The sequence below is a fragment of the Mesorhizobium sp. M1163 genome, from assembly GCF_040318415.1.
GTDB lineage: Bacteria > Pseudomonadota > Alphaproteobacteria > Rhizobiales > Rhizobiaceae > Mesorhizobium.
In genome coordinates, this window is sequence record NZ_JAMYMF010000006.1 from 95,322 (window position 1) to 109,499 (window position 14,178).

The window sequence follows — 14,178 nt, forward strand, 5'->3', positions numbered from 1 at the left end:
GGCTGCAACTCAGTCTGTTGCCCATGTCGCCTTCGACGCGGCAGTCTGCAGGGCAATTCTGAGGCCAATGATCTCGGCGATCGCAGCCTCCAGCACCAGGACGATCGTTTCCTTTGCCACATCATCGAAATTTTCGGCGACATAGCTCAGGTCGCTTTGCAGCGGGCCCTTGCGGAGGGGCAGACGACCGGCGAGCCGCAGCGTATCGTCCCGGTTCGCCTGGCGCTGACGGAGGCGGCCTGGCTTGCCGAGGATATCGGCGCCGGCCACGCGCAGCTTACCGAGCTGGCGGCCATGAACCTCGACAATTTCCGCCCCAGGGACCTTGGCGAATTGTCGGTCTGGTGGCGTCGATGCGGAATGCCCTGGTCGCTGCCGGCGCTATCGGCGCCGATTCCCTCGCCCTGGTCCGCCGAGCTTCTCGGCGACCCGCGGGCCGCCGCGGCGGAGTGGACGCGTTTGTCGCTGCCCTACGAGGCAGCACTTGCCCTCATGCAGGTTCGTGGGGCAGATGCAGGGGCGGCGCTCGCTCGCGCAGTGGCGATGCTGGACGAGATCGACGCGCCCGCGGCCGCAGCGCTGGCGCGCAAGCTCGCGCAGCGTCAGGGCCTGTCAGGCCTGCTGCCGAAGGTGCAGCGCGGACCCTATGCGGCGGCCCGTCGCCATCCACTCGGCCTGACACAGCACGAGCAGAAGGTGCTCGCCCCGATCGCCCAGGGCATCAGCAACAAGGAAGTCGCGCGACATTTGTCGCGCTCGCCCCGCACGATCGAGCATCACGTCTCCTCGCTGCTCGGCAAGCTCAACGCCGCAAACCGCATGGAAATCCTCCTGCGGCTGCGCGGCGAGCCGTGGCTCCTGACCGGCACCCATCCGTTGGAACCGCACCAGACGGGACCATGATTCCAGCCGATTCTGTCGGGATGGAACAGGCTCTGGGTAGTTCCCGCCGCGAAATTTCCGCGAAAACTGGGAAATCGACCGCCTAAAAATGGGTGGCGGTACCGATTTGCATGCCCACCGCTCCGCGTAGGCTTCTGCTCGCAGCGTGGATGGACCTCCCAACACCACGACGCCTTCACGATCCGGGGGCGAAGGCGGGCAACGGCGGCGGTGCGGGGAACCGCCGCCGGCGTCCGGCGGCTGGGGCGCGACGGGAATTCCTCGCCGCTCTGTGATCGACGCAACGAACGGGAGGCTGCAATGTCAAATTCGCTTCTGCCGTCGACGGCCATGCTGCAATTCCTGGCAGCATATACGGTGATCATGATCACACCAGGCCCGATCGGGCTCGCGACCGGCAGCCTTGCCTCCCTGCACGGCTTTGGCAGGACGATTCCGCTCGTGGCCGGGATCGGCGCCGGAACCGCCGTGCTGGCGGTCCTGGTGGCGTTCGGCGCCGTTCATCTTTCCGGGTCGCTGTCGGTGCCGGCGGTCAAGATCGCCGGTGCGGCGGTCCTTGGCTGGATGGCCCTGCGCATCGCCAGAACGGCGCCGCCGGCCGCCGGCGACGAGCCTCAGAGACGGCAGGCCGGATTGTTTGCCGGCGGGTTTCTCATCAGCATTCTCTCGCCTGAAACCGCCACTTTCTTTGCCGTCGCCTTCAAGGGGCTGATGCTGCCGATCCGGAATTCGAACGAGATGCTGATGGTCGCGGCCATCGTCGCCATCATCGACATAGGCTGGTACGGATTTCTGGCCGTCGCCCTTTCGCGTCCGGTCGTGCGCGCTGCCGCGATGCGGCATCATCGGGTCATCTGCCGGGCGGCGGGGGTCGTGCTGGCAATGCTCGCGCTCGTCTCGGCGGCGTCGGCCTTTCCACTCGGCTGAGCGCTGGTTGAAGGAGGCGCGCGGGATAGGTCGTTTGGTGCCGCTTGCGTGACTCGAACACGCGACCCCATCATTACGAATGATGTGCTCTACCAACTGAGCTAAAGCGGCCCGGGAAGCCGAGCTTCCAGGATGGGCTGCGTGATAGACGCAACCGGCCGCGAATTCAAGATGGCAGTCGCGATTTCAGGACGAGGCAATTCGTGCCGCCTCCAGCCGGGCGCAAGGGCAGTCGCCGCGCGGATCTATCATTGGCCGCGTGATGGCGTATCGGCAGGCCGTCCCGTCCGCCACGTTGGCGGTGGCGGGAAAATCAGCGAAAAATGTTGATTCCTTTACCGAAAACCGCCGAAATGAGCTTTGCACCCCTCGGCAAGGCAGAATGCGGCCGCTCGCTTGTTGATTGATTGGTCGCCTGCGGCTAACGATCATGACAATGTGAGTGAAATTGCAGAGGGAATTTGCTTGGACGCGATCGAAAAAGCGATCCGCAATGCCTTCGAGAAAGGCAATGCCGACGACCGGGCGTTTCGCGAGCGGGTCTATCGATCGGCTTTCGCGGCACTCGACCGTGCCCTGCAGGCCAATCCAAACGTCACCGTGGAGGTCGCCATCAAGCGCCGCAAGGCGGTCCAGGCCAAGATCACCGAAATCGAATCGGAATTCCTGCCGGCGGTTCCCGACGTCGCCGCGCCGACCGACAGTTTGGAGACAGCACCGGCGGTGGAGCCTCCAGCTGAAACCGAAACCGAAGCCGAGCCCGTGCCGTCGCCCGATGTCGTCGTTGACGGTCCGGCGCAGCCGCCCGAATCCGATGCGCCTCGGTCGCGCGTCCTGCCGGTCGTCCCCGACATCATGCCCGATGCACCTGTTGCCGAAGTGCCGGTGATCGACATGGGGGCCTCGGCTCCGACCGAAGCCGACGTCGAAACCGACGATGCGGAAGTGACGCCCGACCGCGACGACCGGCGGGCGAGGCGGCGGCGCCTGCCTTTGACCGCGATCTTCCTCGGTGTGACGCTGCTCGCAGCCGCCGGCATCGGCCTTTATTTCGCCAACCAGACCGGCGTCTTCAAATCGGCAACCGAACTCGACACGGCGCCGCCGGAAGTGCCGCCAACGGTCGACGGCGACGATTTCACGCCGGATGACACCGCTTCGCCGCCAAAGCAGGGCGAGGAGGACCAGGCGCGCGACTGGATCAACGTGTTTTCGCCGGGCGACCCGACGCAGGTCAATGCGCCGTCGGACGCCAAGGCCGACGTTGTCCAGGACGAAAGCGGTTCCTTCCTGCGCATCCGCTCGGGCGCATCCGGCTCGGCCATCAGCTTCGACGTCGGGCAAGGCGTGCTGGAGAGGATCGCCGGCAAGCATGCCACATTCGACATCATCGCACGCTCCGAGGAGGGGCAGGAGACGCAGATTTCCGTCGACTGCAATTTCGGCGAACTCGGCGACTGTGGCCGCAAGCGCTATGCGGTCGGTCGCGAGCGCAATGAATATCTGTTCGACCTGCGCCTTCCCGACAAGCGTCCGGGCGCTGCCGGCACCATCGCCATCAATTCCGACTTCGACAAGCAGGGCAAGTCGGTCGACATCTACGAGATCCGCGTTTCAGTCCTTCCTTAAGTTAACTGTCGAGCAGCGCCTGCAGCGTCTCGATGCGGTCGGCTTCGGCCGCCGGCTTGTCCCAGCGCAATCGTGAAATGCGGGGGAAGCGCATGGCGACGCCCGATTTGTGCCGCGTCGAGCGGTTGAGCCCTTCGAATGCCACCTCCAGTACGAGGCCTTGTCTGCGGTCGGCACGCACTGAGCGCACCGGGCCAAAGCGCTCGATCGTGTTGTCGCGGACATATTTGTCGATCTGCCTCAGTTCTTCGTCGGTGAAGCCGAAATAGGCTTTTCCCACCGGCACCAGCTCTTCCGATCCTTCCGGCCCGGACCAGACGCCGAATGTATAATCGGAATAGAAGCTCGAGCGCTTGCCGTGGCCGCGCTGGGCATACATCAGTACGGCGTCGACCGTGTGCGGATCGCGCTTCCATTTGAACCAGGGGCCCTTCGGCCGCCCGGCCACATAAGGCGAATCCCAGCGCTTCAGCATGACGCCTTCGATGACCGGATGCAGCGGCTTGCGGCGCAATTCCTCCAGCGCCTGCCAGTTGGTGAATTCGACCAGCGGCGACAGATCGAAGCGGCTCGGATCGAGTGTCCTCACAAAGGCCTCGAGCCGGCCGCGCCGTTCGCGGAAGGGAAGTCCGCGCACATCCTCGTCGCCGATCTGCAGCGCATCGTAGCAGCGCATGAAGGCCGGGTATTGCTGCTGGATCTTGGGTGACACGCTCTTGCGGTTCAGCCGCTGCTGCAGGTCCGAGAACGTGCCCGTCGCCTGCCTGGGGTCTCCGACCAAAAGCTCGCCGTCGAGGGCGCCGGAAAAATCCATCGCCTCGGCAAGATCGGGAAAGGCGCCGGAGACATCGTCACCGGTGCGCGAATAGAGCCGGCGAATGCCGCCTTCGCAAACCGCCTGGACGCGGATGCCGTCCCATTTCCATTCGGCCGCGTAGTCGGCCGGGTCGAGCTTTTCGAGGTCGCCGTCACCGACGGCATTCGACAGCATCACCGGCCTGAACAGCGCCAGCGCCGTCTTCCTGGGTTTTTCCGCTTTACCCTCCAGCCAGGCGAACAGCGCGATATAGGGCGGCGTCAGGCCGTGCCAGAGTTCCTCGATTTCGGCGATTTCGACCCTGCCGAAATCAGCGAGCGCCTGCTTGGCCAGCCGCGCCGAGACGCCGATGCGCAGGCCGCCGGTGACCAGCTTTATGATGGCAAAGCGCGCCGAAGTGCTGGCGCTGTCGAGCAGCCGGGCCAGCACCTGAGGCCCGTCCGAACGGCTCGCCGCCTGCAGCTTCGCCACCACCTCGGCCAGCGTCGGCTCGTGGTTCGCAATGTCGACCGGCGCTTGCGGCCAGACCAGCGACACGGTCTCGGCCAGGTCGCCGACATAGTCGTAGGAATAGCCGAACAGCACCGGATCCATGCGCTCGACGACCAGCGTGCGCAGCATCGCCGGCTTGACCGCGGCGATGGACAGATCGCCGGTGATGGCCGCCAGCGCCAGCCCGCGGTCAGGATCCTCGACGCTGCGGAAATAATCGGTCAAAAGCGTCAGCTTGCCGTTGCGCGACGGCGTCAGCACCAGCCGGTCGAGAAGCTCGGCGAAGCGGTTCATGGGAGGAGCGCCAAGGGGGGAAGCTTGCGATCCTTCGCGCCCCCCTCTGTCCCGCCGGACATCTCCCCCACGAGGGGGGAGATTGGATGTCGCCACTGGTTTCGCCAATCTCCAGCGTTGAGGGAACGAGCGCGGCGCCAAAGCTGCCGATCTCCCCCCTCGTGGGGGAGATGGCCGGCAGGCCAGAGAGGGGCGCGACAGAACGCCATACCGGCGATTTCCACCATCAATCGCCCTCGTCCTCATAGCCAACCAGATGCAGCGGCCTGGCGGCGATGCCTTCGAGTTCGCACCAGCGCACCAGCGCCTCCTCGCGGCCATGCGTCACCCAGATTTCCTCGGCGCCGGTCTCCTTGATCGTCGCTGTCAGCTCGTCCCAGTCGGAGTGATCGGAGATGATCAGCGGCAGCTCGACGCCGCCCTGTTTGGCGCGCTGGCGGATGCGCATCCAGCCTGAGGCGAAGCACGACATCGGATCGGGAAAACGCCGCGCCCAGCGATCGGCGAACGCGGATGGCGGGCCGACGACGATGGCGCCGGCAAAGTCGCTTTTCGCGCCGCTCTCGACGGTCGCCGGTTCCAGTGTGCCGAGATCGATGTCCTGGCTCTGGAAATACTCGCTGAGCTTGGCCAGCGCACCATGGATGTAGATCGGCTTTTCGTAGCCGGCATCGCGCAGCAGGCGCATGACGCGCTGCGCCTTGCCAAGCGCATAGGCGCCGACCAGATGCGTGCGTTCGGGAAACTGCTCGGTCGATTTCAGCAACCGGGCGATCTCTTCGCTATCGGGCGGATGGCGGAACACCGGCAGGCCGAACGTCGCCTCGGTGATGAAGACGTCGCATTTGAGTGGCTCGAACGGCTCGCAGGTCGCGTCCTTCTGGCGCTTATAGTCGCCGGACGCGACGATGCATGTGCCCTGATGCGCGACCTTGATCTGCGCCGAGCCCAGCACATGGCCAGCCGGGTGAAAGCTGACGGTGACGCCGTCGAGCGTGATCGTCTCGCCGAGCACGGCGGCTTGCGTCGTTCCGGCAAAATCTTCGCCGTAGCGCAGCCCCATGATGTCGAGCGTCTGCTGCGTCGCCATCACCGAGCGGTGGCCGGAGCGGGCATGGTCGGAATGGCCATGTGTGATCAGCGCCCGGTTGACCGGCCGCACCGGGTCGATGAAGAAATCGCCGGGCGGGCAATACAGCCCTTCCGGCCGGGGATGAAGCAGGTCGCTGGCGCGCATGGCCCCAAGATAGGCGCTAATTCCGGCGCGGGAAGCCTGTTGTAAGTCACTGCTGACTCCAGCATAGAGCGCAGGCCGGCCGCAAAACACCGGCGGAACCTGATCGCCATGAAACCGCTCCAGACTTCGTCCGGCGATCCGACCGCCGACCGCCGCGCCGACTATGCCGAAATGCTCCATGCGTCCGGCGATCATGCGGCAGCGTCGGAATTGCTGCTCGGCGCGCTCGAACTGGCGCCGCAATGGCCGGCCGGCTGGTTCCGCCTCGGTGAGATGCAGGAGGCGGCGGGCGCGCCCGATCTCGCCGCGCAGGCCTGGACGACGGCACTGCGGCTGGACCCGGCGGACAGGCTCGGCGCGGTGCTCAAGCTGCAATTGATCGGCAAGGCAGCGGCCGCCCAGGCGCCGCCCAGCGCCTTTGTCGAGACGCTGTACGACCACTATGCCGGAAGCTTCGAGGGTGAGCTGGTCGACAGGCTAGGCTATCGTCTGCCCGAATGTCTCGACCGAGCCGTCCGGGCAGCACGGCCGGGCCGGTTTTCGCTGGTGCTCGATCTCGGCTGCGGCACCGGCCTCATGGGCCAGAGACTGCGGCCGATCGCCGATCGGCTGGAGGGTTACGACATCTCGGCCGGCATGCTGAGGCAGGCGCGCGCCAAAGGCGTCTACGATCTGCTCGTCAAGACGGACCTGCAGGATTTTTGCTATTCAGGCCCGAAAGCCGATCTGGTGACGGCGGCAGATGTGTTCATCTATCTCGGCGCACTCGACAAGGTGGTGACCAAGATTGCCGGAATGCTTGCCGGCGGCGGTCTGTTTGCGTTCTCCGTCGAGACGCTCTCCGGCGGCGACCTATCTGGCAGCGGCGATTTCGCCTTGCAGCCGTCGCGTCGCTATGCGCATTCGCAAAGCTATGTAGAGCGGGTTCTGGACGCCAACGGCTTTTCGGTCCTGTCGCTGCAGGCAACGACTATCCGGCAGGATCGCCGCGAACCGGTCGAAGGGTTGGCCGTGGTGGCAAGCTTGCTTTCCGGCAGCGTAAAATCTGGCTAAGACTCCTGCCGCTGCGCAAGAGAAGCCGCAACTGCGAAAGACAAGGAGCACGTTCATGCGCTGGAACATGATGGTCTTGGCATCTTGCCTGGCGATGGCCGGCTGCGTCGGCAATTCGATGTCCGAGCGGCAGGACGAAAACGTCCAGTCCTCGCTGCTATATGACAAGGTGCCTTGCGACCAATTGCTGGCGCAACGAAACGGCCTGGCGCAGCAATATCATTTGCCGGTGGACGCCAAGCCGTCCTTCTCCAACCCGGCGACGGGCTTCGGCCCGTTCACGCCGGACATGCGCTCAAAAGCCAAACGTGACGCCGACCAGGCAAGCGGCAAGATCGACGCCATGAACCGGTCGATCAGCCGCCGCGAATGCGGCAAGCCGGCCAGGCAGAACAAGCTCGGCCTGACCTGACCGGATCCTAATCCGCCACCTTCCATTGCTCGCGTGAGGCGCTGGCGGGATAGACGCCGAGGATGCGCATTTCGCGCGAGAAAAACCGCAACTCGTCGAGTGCCAGCTTCACCAGCGGATCGTCGGGATGGCCCTCTATGTCGGCGTAGAACAGCGTCGCCGTAAACGCGCCGAGCTGGTAGCTTTCCAGCTTGGTCATGTTGATGCCGTTGGTGGCGAAGCCGCCCATCGCCTTGTAGAGCGCCGCCGGCACGTTGCGGACGCGGAAGATGAAGGTCGTCATCATCTTGGCGTCGGCCGAGGGGCGTTCGGCCCATTGCTTGTTCTTTGTCAGCACGACGAAGCGGGTGACGTTGCTGTCAGTGTCCTCGACATTCTCTTCGATAATGTTGAGCCCGTAGAGGGTCGAGGCCAGCGCCGGCGCCAGCGCGGCCATGGTGCGGTCCTTCATCGCGGCGACCATCTTGGCGGCGCCCGCCGTGTCGCCGGCAACCGTCGCCTTCCAGCCGTTCTTGCGGATGTATTTGCGGCATTGGCCGAGCGCGTGGATGTGGCTGTGCACGGTCCTGATCTCGTCGCGCCTGACGCCGGGCAGCACCATCAGCTGGAAGTGGATCGGCAGGAAATATTCGCCGATGATGTGCAGCTTCGATTCCGGCAAGAGGTGATGGATGTCGGCGACGCGGCCAGCAATGGTGTTCTCGATCGGGATCATCGCCAGATCGGCCTTGCCGGTCTCGACCGCGTTGAAGGCGTCCTCGAAGGTCGGGCACGGCAACGGCTCCATCGACGGGAACATGTTGCGGCAGGCGGTGTCGGAATTGGCGCCCGGCTCGCCCTGGAAGGATATTTTGTTGGTCTTTTCAGGCATGCGCAGAGTCTCGGGAATTGGGGGAAGAATTTCTTAGTTGGAAAGGAGTGCCCTGGCGCGTTCGAGATCGTCCGGCGTATCGACGCCAAGCGGCACCGACTGCACGATCTCCGCATCAATGCGCATGCCGGCCTCGAGCGCCCGCAACTGCTCCAGCCGCTCGCGGCGCTCCAGCGGCGACGGCCTCAACGCAACGAAGCGTTCGAGTGCGGCGCGGCGATAGGCATAGAGGCCGATATGATGGTAGAGCGGGCCTTCGCCCCAGGGGGCGGTGGCGCGGGTGAAATAGAGCGCCCTGAGCCGCGTCGCCGAGAGTGGCGAGCCGACCAGCTTGACGACGTTCGGATTGGTCTTTTCCTCGTCGCGGACGATCTCGACGCAGAGCGTGGCGATGTCGACCGCTGCGTTCTCGAAAGGCTTCAGCGCGGCGCCGATAACAAGGGGCTCGATGGTCGGCAGATCGCCCTGCACATTGACGATGGTCTCGACGCTGTTGCCAGGGTCGAGAATGGTCAGCGCTTCGAAGATGCGGTCGGAGCCGGTTTCGTGGTCCGCCCGCGTCATCACCGCCTCAAAACCATGCGCGCGCACCGCCTCCGCAACGCCTTGCGTATCGGTGGCGACGACGACCCGGCCGAGCCCGGCCTCGGCAGCACGGCGGGCGACGTGGACGATCATCGGAGTGCCGGCGATGTTGGCCAGCGGCTTGCCCGGCAGGCGGGTCGAGGCCATGCGGGCCGGGATCAGGATGAGGGTGGACATGAGGCGGGCAGGGGCTCGAAAAAGAGGAGGACAAAAGTGGCAAAAGGTCTCACTGGCAGCGCCCTTATAGGTGTTGCAACGCCGGAGCAAAAGACCTAGTTTCCGCGCGATTTGACCGCCTCGCAGGGTGGTTCACGATACCGACGGACGGAGTGGACGGATCGGTCCGCCGGAAAAGGGAGCCTGGGGCGTATGGATTCCAACGAAGTCAACAAGCTGCTCGCCGCTTTCCTCGGCACGGTTTTCATTGTCTTTTCCGTTGGCATCGTGTCCGACGCGCTGTTTGCCTCGCCGGCGCCGGAAAAGCCCGGCTTTGCCATCGAGGCGACCGAGCCTGCCGAAGGCGGCCCGGCCGCTCCCGCCGCGGAGGCCAAGCCGATCGCCGAGCTGCTGACCACCGCCAACGCCGAAGCGGGCGCCGCCGTCTTCAAGAAATGCCAGGCCTGTCATTCCGGCGAAAAGGGCGGCCCCAACAAGGTGGGCCCCGATCTGTGGGACATCATCGACCGTCCGGTCGCCGAGCATGAGGGCTTTGCCTATTCTGCCGGCATGAAGGAGTTCTCCAAGGGCGGCAGCGAGAAGTGGACCTACGACAACCTCAACCACTTCATCACCTCGCCGAAGAAGTTCGTGAAGGGCACGGCGATGGGCTTCGCCGGCCTGCCGAAGGATGAGGACCGCGCCAACGTCATCGCCTATCTGCGCACGCTGTCGGACAATCCGAAGCCGCTGCCGGCGCCCGGCGCCTCGGCCGAGAACGCGCCCGCCAAGCCGGCCGAAGGTGCAGCCCCTGCCAAGCCGGCAGAAGGCGCGGCGCCAGCCGCTCCGGCTGCACCCGCAAAATAACAAAACTGTAATGACATAATCCTTGAAAAAGCCGGGTTCAGCCCGGCTTTTTCGTTAGGAAAAATGCATATGCGACGACAAAGCCGCTCCGTTGCGGTTTTCAGCGCCGCCAAATGATCTAGATTGGGCCCAGACGCTATGGTGACGGCGCTATATCGCGAAGAGGAGAACGCATGACGGTTGGCCGAGCGCAGACGCTTCTGAAATCGGTGCTGATGCTGGCTGCTTTTGCCGGCGGCCTGCAGGCGGCCCTCGCGGACGAATGGCGCACGACCTCGTCGCTGATCGGCGAATCCAAATATGGCGACAACTTCCAGCACTACGATTACATCAATCCGGATGCACCCAAGGGCGGCACGCTGAATTCCGTGGTGCTTGGTACGTTCGACAGCTTCAATCCCTACATCGTGCAGGGGTCGCCGGCTGCCGGCTTCGCGCAGTTCGGCGGCGGCCTGCTCTACGACACGCTGATGGAGCAGGCGACCGACGAGGGCAGCACCAGCCATCCGCTGATCGCCGACGCCTACAAATATCCGGCCGACTATTCCTCAGCGACCTACCGGCTCGACCCGCGGGCGAAATGGCATGACGGCCAGCCGATCACCACCGACGACGTGATCTGGTCGTTCCAGGTGCTGAAGGCCAACAGCCCGCAATATAGCCGCTATTTCGAAAACGTCACCGACGCGGTCGCCATCTCCGACCGCGAGGTCGAGTTCCATTTCAACCAGAAGGGCAACCGCGAACTGCCCAAGATTCTCGGCGATCTCGTCGTATTGCCCAAGCACTGGTGGGAAGGTACCGACGCCAATGGCAAGAAGCGCGACGTCACCAAATCGACGTTGGAGCCGCCACTCGGCTCGGCCGCCTACAAGATCGCCAGCTTCAAGCCGGGCTCGGAAATCGTCTGGCAGCGCGTGCCCGACTACTGGGCGGCCAAGCTGCCGGTGAAGATCGGCCGCGAGAATTCCGACAGCCAGCGTTTCACCTATTTTCTCGACGACAATGCCGCCTGGCAGGCCTTCACCAAGGGCGGCTTGGACGACATCAAGCCGGAGAACAGTTCGAGGCGCTGGAACACGGCCTATAATTTCCCGGCAGTCCAGGGCGGCGACGTCATCAAGAAGGAATTCAAGACCGCGTCGCCCGAACCGATGCAGGCCTTCATGCTCAACACCAGGCGCCCGCTGTTCCAGGATCGCCTGGTGCGCGCCGCCTTGATGTACCCGTTCGACTTCGAGACGATGAACCGGACCCTGTTCTTCGGTTCCAATACCCGCACCAGCAGCTATTTCCAGGGCACGGAACTGGCGTCGAGCGGCCTGCCGCAAGGCAAGGAACTCGAAATCCTGGAGCAGTACCGTGACAAGCTGCCGCCCGAGGTCTTCACCCAGGAATTCAAGCTGCCGGTCTACGACAGCCCGCAGGCGGAGCGCAAATACCTGAAGACCGCGGTCGATCTGTTCGCCAAGGCAGGCTGGGTGATCAAGGGCGGCAAGATGGTCAACGCCAAGACCGGCGAACCGTTCAAATTCGAAATCCTCGGCTGGAACGACACCGACCAGGTCATCGCCAGCCCGTACATCGCCAATCTGCGCAAAATCGGCGTCGACGCGACGCTGCGCCTGATCGATCAGACCCAGTATATCAACCGCGTCACCCATTTCGACTTTGACGTGGTCACTTCGATACTCGGCCAGTCGGACTCTCCCGGTAATGAACAGCGCGATTTCTGGAGCTCCAAGGCCGCCGATTCGCCGGGATCGCGCAATTACGCCGGCATCAAGAATCCGGTCGTCGATGCGCTGGTCGACCGGATCATCTATGCCACCGACCGCGACGATCTCGTTGCCGCCACCCATGCGCTCGACCGGGTGCTGTTGTGGAACTTCTACGTCGTGCCGCAATATTACCGCGCCGTGGTCTGGCTCGCCTATTGGAACAAGTTCGGTATGCCGGAAAAGCAGCCCGCCTATAGCGGCGTCGACCAGAATTCCTGGTGGATCGATCCGGTCAAGGAAAAGGCGCTGGCGGCCAAATACAAGAGTGGCAATTGATGACGGTGCTGCCCCGTCGCGACTTCCTCGCCCTGGGCGGTGCCGCCGCGGCAGCTGCATGGCTGCCCGGCCGGGCTTTCGCCACGACCCCGACCGGCGTGAAACTGCACGGGTTGTCGGCCTTCGGCGATCTCAAATATCCTCCGGATTTCACTCATTTCGACTATGTCAACCCGGACGCGCCCAAAGGCGGCCGGATGAATTTCGCCCCGCCGAACTCCACCCTCAATCAGAGCTTCCTGACTTTCAACACATTGAACTCGCTGGTGTTGAAGGGGGATTCGCCGCCGCGCACCGAGCTCTGCTTCGATACGCTGATGGCGAGGGCAGTCGATGAGCCGGATGCGGTCTACGGTCTGCTTGCCGAATCCGTTACCTTGTCGCAGGATCGCAATGGCTACCGCTTCAGCCTGCGGCCACAAGCGCGCTTCCACGATGGCTCGCCGCTGACCGCCGAAGACATTGCCTTCGCCTTGAATCTCTACAAGGACCGGGGGCATCCGAACCTTTCCCAAGCGCTGCGGCATATGACGGAAGCGGTCGCAATCGATCCGCTTACAGTCAACCTTACCTTCAACGGCAAACAGTCCGCGCAGAATATCCTCGCCATCGCCGTAATGCCGATCGTGTCCAAAGCCTTCTACACGGCCAATGATTTCGACGCCTCGACGTTAACCCCACCGCTTAGCTCCGGACCATACAGGGTGGGACGGGTGGTGGCCGGGCAGACTGTCGAATATGAACGCGTCGCCGACTATTGGGGCCGCGATCTGGCCGTGAACCGCGGGCTTAATAATTTCGACCGCATCCGTATCGATTTTTATCTTGATCGCCAGGCAGCGTTTGAAGCGTTCAAGAAAGGCGACACGCATTTTCGCGAGGAAGGTACCGCGCGGGTATGGGCGACCGGTTACGACTTTCCTGCGCTGAAGGACGGCAGGGTCGTCAAACGGGAATTTCCCGGCGAGAAATCGCCATCCATGCAGGCTGTCGCGCTGAACCAGCGCCGGCCGCAATTCCGCGACATACGCGTGAGACGCGCAATCGCCTATTGCTTCGACTTCGAATGGACCAAACGGGTGCTGTTTTTCGGCTCCTACGATCGCTCGCAATCGAACTTCGAACGATCGGATTACAAGGCCGAGGGCCTGCCCTCGCCCCAGGAATTGAAACTGCTGGAGCCGTTTCGAGCCGAGTTGCCGCCGGAGACCTTCGGCGAACCGGTGATACAACCTGTCTCCGACGGTTCTGGCCATGACCGCAAGCTGCTGCGCGAGGCGTCGAGATTGCTTGCCGAAGCCAACTGGAAGCGAGCGGGCAAATTCGTCGTCAACGACAAAGGCGAGCGACTGCAGGTGGAAATGCTGGCCGAGGACGAGGGCCTCGTTCGCATCTTCGCCCCGTGGTCCGAGAATATGAAGGCGATCGGCATCGATGCTTCGATCCGGCAGGTCGATTCGACGCAATTTGAAGCGCGGCAAAGCAACTACGATTTCGATTTCAACCTTCTCCGATGGTCGATCGGGGCGACGCCCACCGCCGACGGCCTCGAGATACTCTACGATTCGCAGATGGCGAAGACGCCGGGGATGCGCAACTATCCGGGTACGGAAAGCAAAGCCATCGACGCGCTGATCGAGGCAGCCGGCAAGGCACAGAGCCGGATCGAGCTCGTCACCGCGCTCAAGGCGCTCGATCGGGCCTTGCGCGCACGGCTAGACTGGATTCCAACATATGACCTGGCGAATCACCGAGCGGCGTTCTGGGACATGTTCGGCATTCCCGCTCAAAAGCCGGATTACGACTTTCCGGTCGAGACGTCGTGGTGGTTCGACAAAGACAAGGCGGCAAAGATTGGCAAAGCCTGAGATTTTCCCA

Annotated in this window: 13 protein-coding genes and 1 tRNA gene; 8 read left to right on the forward strand and 6 right to left on the reverse strand. The window is 63.6% G+C overall.

The features are described 5' to 3' along the window. Positions 1-9: 9 nt before the first annotated feature. The gene (locus tag NKH43_RS08115) at positions 10-270 is read right to left on the reverse strand and encodes a hypothetical protein (RefSeq protein WP_352857391.1); all 261 of its coding nucleotides are present in this window, start codon (positions 268-270) and stop codon (positions 10-12) included. Positions 271-294: 24 nt separating this feature from the next. Here NKH43_RS08115 and NKH43_RS08120 point away from each other — a divergent pair, with 24 nt between their 5' ends. Both NKH43_RS08120 and NKH43_RS08125 read left to right on the forward strand, forming a co-directional pair. After that, the gene (locus tag NKH43_RS08120; RefSeq protein ID WP_352857392.1) at positions 295-903 is read left to right on the forward strand and encodes a helix-turn-helix transcriptional regulator; all 609 of its coding nucleotides are present in this window, start codon (positions 295-297) and stop codon (positions 901-903) included. Positions 904-1,203: 300 nt separating this feature from the next. Further along, positions 1,204-1,830, forward strand: a complete 627-nt coding sequence (locus NKH43_RS08125; RefSeq protein WP_352857394.1) for a LysE family translocator — start codon at positions 1,204-1,206, stop codon at positions 1,828-1,830. Positions 1,831-1,865: 35 nt separating this feature from the next. Here NKH43_RS08125 and NKH43_RS08130 read toward each other — a convergent pair. Next, positions 1,866-1,941, reverse strand: a tRNA-Thr gene (locus tag NKH43_RS08130). A 354-nt stretch (positions 1,942-2,295) separates the two neighbouring features. Between NKH43_RS08130 and NKH43_RS08135 the strand changes: the two genes are divergently transcribed. After that, positions 2,296-3,459, forward strand: a complete 1,164-nt coding sequence (locus tag NKH43_RS08135) for a hypothetical protein (RefSeq protein ID WP_352857396.1) — start codon at positions 2,296-2,298, stop codon at positions 3,457-3,459. Position 3,460: 1 nt separating this feature from the next. Here NKH43_RS08135 and NKH43_RS08140 read toward each other — a convergent pair whose 3' ends face one another. Continuing rightward, positions 3,461-5,062: a cisplatin damage response ATP-dependent DNA ligase gene (locus NKH43_RS08140; RefSeq protein ID WP_352548794.1), complete on the reverse strand. Its 1,602-nt coding sequence runs from the start codon at positions 5,060-5,062 to the stop codon at positions 3,461-3,463. A gap of 226 nt (positions 5,063-5,288) precedes the next feature. Then, a complete protein-coding gene (locus tag NKH43_RS08145) occupies positions 5,289-6,299 on the reverse strand; it encodes a ligase-associated DNA damage response exonuclease (RefSeq protein WP_352857398.1) in 1,011 nt (336 codons plus the stop codon). Positions 6,300-6,407: 108 nt separating this feature from the next. Here NKH43_RS08145 and NKH43_RS08150 point away from each other — a divergent pair, with 108 nt between their 5' ends. Together NKH43_RS08150 and NKH43_RS08155 are read left to right on the forward strand one after the other, a co-directional pair. Continuing rightward, complete coding sequence (locus NKH43_RS08150; RefSeq protein ID WP_352857400.1) at positions 6,408-7,352, forward strand: class I SAM-dependent methyltransferase; 945 nt, start codon at positions 6,408-6,410, stop codon at positions 7,350-7,352. A gap of 55 nt (positions 7,353-7,407) precedes the next feature. Then, the gene (locus NKH43_RS08155) at positions 7,408-7,764 is read left to right on the forward strand and encodes a hypothetical protein (RefSeq protein ID WP_352548791.1); all 357 of its coding nucleotides are present in this window, start codon (positions 7,408-7,410) and stop codon (positions 7,762-7,764) included. A 7-nt stretch (positions 7,765-7,771) separates the two neighbouring features. On the opposite strand, the gene NKH43_RS08160 is transcribed toward NKH43_RS08155, so the two are convergent. Together NKH43_RS08160 and NKH43_RS08165 are read right to left on the reverse strand one after the other, a co-directional pair. Beyond that, positions 7,772-8,635 (reverse strand): prephenate dehydratase, encoded by an 864-nt coding sequence (locus tag NKH43_RS08160; protein ID WP_352857401.1) that lies wholly within the window; start codon positions 8,633-8,635, stop codon positions 7,772-7,774. A gap of 33 nt (positions 8,636-8,668) precedes the next feature. Further along, positions 8,669-9,397 (reverse strand): 3-deoxy-manno-octulosonate cytidylyltransferase, encoded by a 729-nt coding sequence (locus tag NKH43_RS08165; protein ID WP_352493745.1) that lies wholly within the window; start codon positions 9,395-9,397, stop codon positions 8,669-8,671. 192 nt (positions 9,398-9,589) lie between these two features. Here NKH43_RS08165 and NKH43_RS08170 point away from each other — a divergent pair, with 192 nt between their 5' ends. The 3 genes from NKH43_RS08170 (at position 9,590) to NKH43_RS08180 (ending at position 14,168) form a co-directional block, all read left to right on the forward strand. Beyond that, positions 9,590-10,243: a c-type cytochrome gene (locus NKH43_RS08170; protein ID WP_352483264.1), complete on the forward strand. Its 654-nt coding sequence runs from the start codon at positions 9,590-9,592 to the stop codon at positions 10,241-10,243. 173 nt (positions 10,244-10,416) lie between these two features. Then, a complete protein-coding gene (locus NKH43_RS08175) occupies positions 10,417-12,300 on the forward strand; it encodes an extracellular solute-binding protein (RefSeq protein WP_352857404.1) in 1,884 nt (627 codons plus the stop codon). After that, positions 12,300-14,168: an extracellular solute-binding protein gene (locus tag NKH43_RS08180; protein WP_352857405.1), complete on the forward strand. Its 1,869-nt coding sequence runs from the start codon at positions 12,300-12,302 to the stop codon at positions 14,166-14,168. The genes NKH43_RS08175 and NKH43_RS08180 overlap by 1 nt, the downstream gene beginning before the upstream one ends. Positions 14,169-14,178: the final 10 nt, after the last annotated feature.

Excerpts from the sequence above, each read along its gene's own strand:
- NKH43_RS08120 (WP_352857392.1), top strand. The coding sequence starts at position 295 with ATGAACCTCGACAATTTCCGCCCCAGGGACCTTGGCGAATTGTCGGTC.
- NKH43_RS08125 (WP_352857394.1), top strand. The coding sequence starts at position 1,204 with ATGTCAAATTCGCTTCTGCCGTCGACGGCCATGCTGCAATTCCTGGCA.
- NKH43_RS08140 (WP_352548794.1), bottom strand. The coding sequence starts at position 5,062 with ATGAACCGCTTCGCCGAGCTTCTCGACCGGCTGGTGCTGACGCCGTCG.
- NKH43_RS08145 (WP_352857398.1), bottom strand. The coding sequence starts at position 6,299 with ATGCGCGCCAGCGACCTGCTTCATCCCCGGCCGGAAGGGCTGTATTGC.
- NKH43_RS08150 (WP_352857400.1), top strand. The coding sequence starts at position 6,408 with ATGAAACCGCTCCAGACTTCGTCCGGCGATCCGACCGCCGACCGCCGC.
- NKH43_RS08155 (WP_352548791.1), top strand. The coding sequence starts at position 7,408 with ATGCGCTGGAACATGATGGTCTTGGCATCTTGCCTGGCGATGGCCGGC.
- NKH43_RS08160 (WP_352857401.1), bottom strand. The coding sequence starts at position 8,635 with ATGCCTGAAAAGACCAACAAAATATCCTTCCAGGGCGAGCCGGGCGCC.
- NKH43_RS08165 (WP_352493745.1), bottom strand. The coding sequence starts at position 9,397 with ATGTCCACCCTCATCCTGATCCCGGCCCGCATGGCCTCGACCCGCCTG.
- NKH43_RS08170 (WP_352483264.1), top strand. The coding sequence starts at position 9,590 with ATGGATTCCAACGAAGTCAACAAGCTGCTCGCCGCTTTCCTCGGCACG.
- NKH43_RS08175 (WP_352857404.1), top strand. The coding sequence starts at position 10,417 with ATGACGGTTGGCCGAGCGCAGACGCTTCTGAAATCGGTGCTGATGCTG.
- NKH43_RS08180 (WP_352857405.1), top strand. The coding sequence starts at position 12,300 with ATGACGGTGCTGCCCCGTCGCGACTTCCTCGCCCTGGGCGGTGCCGCC.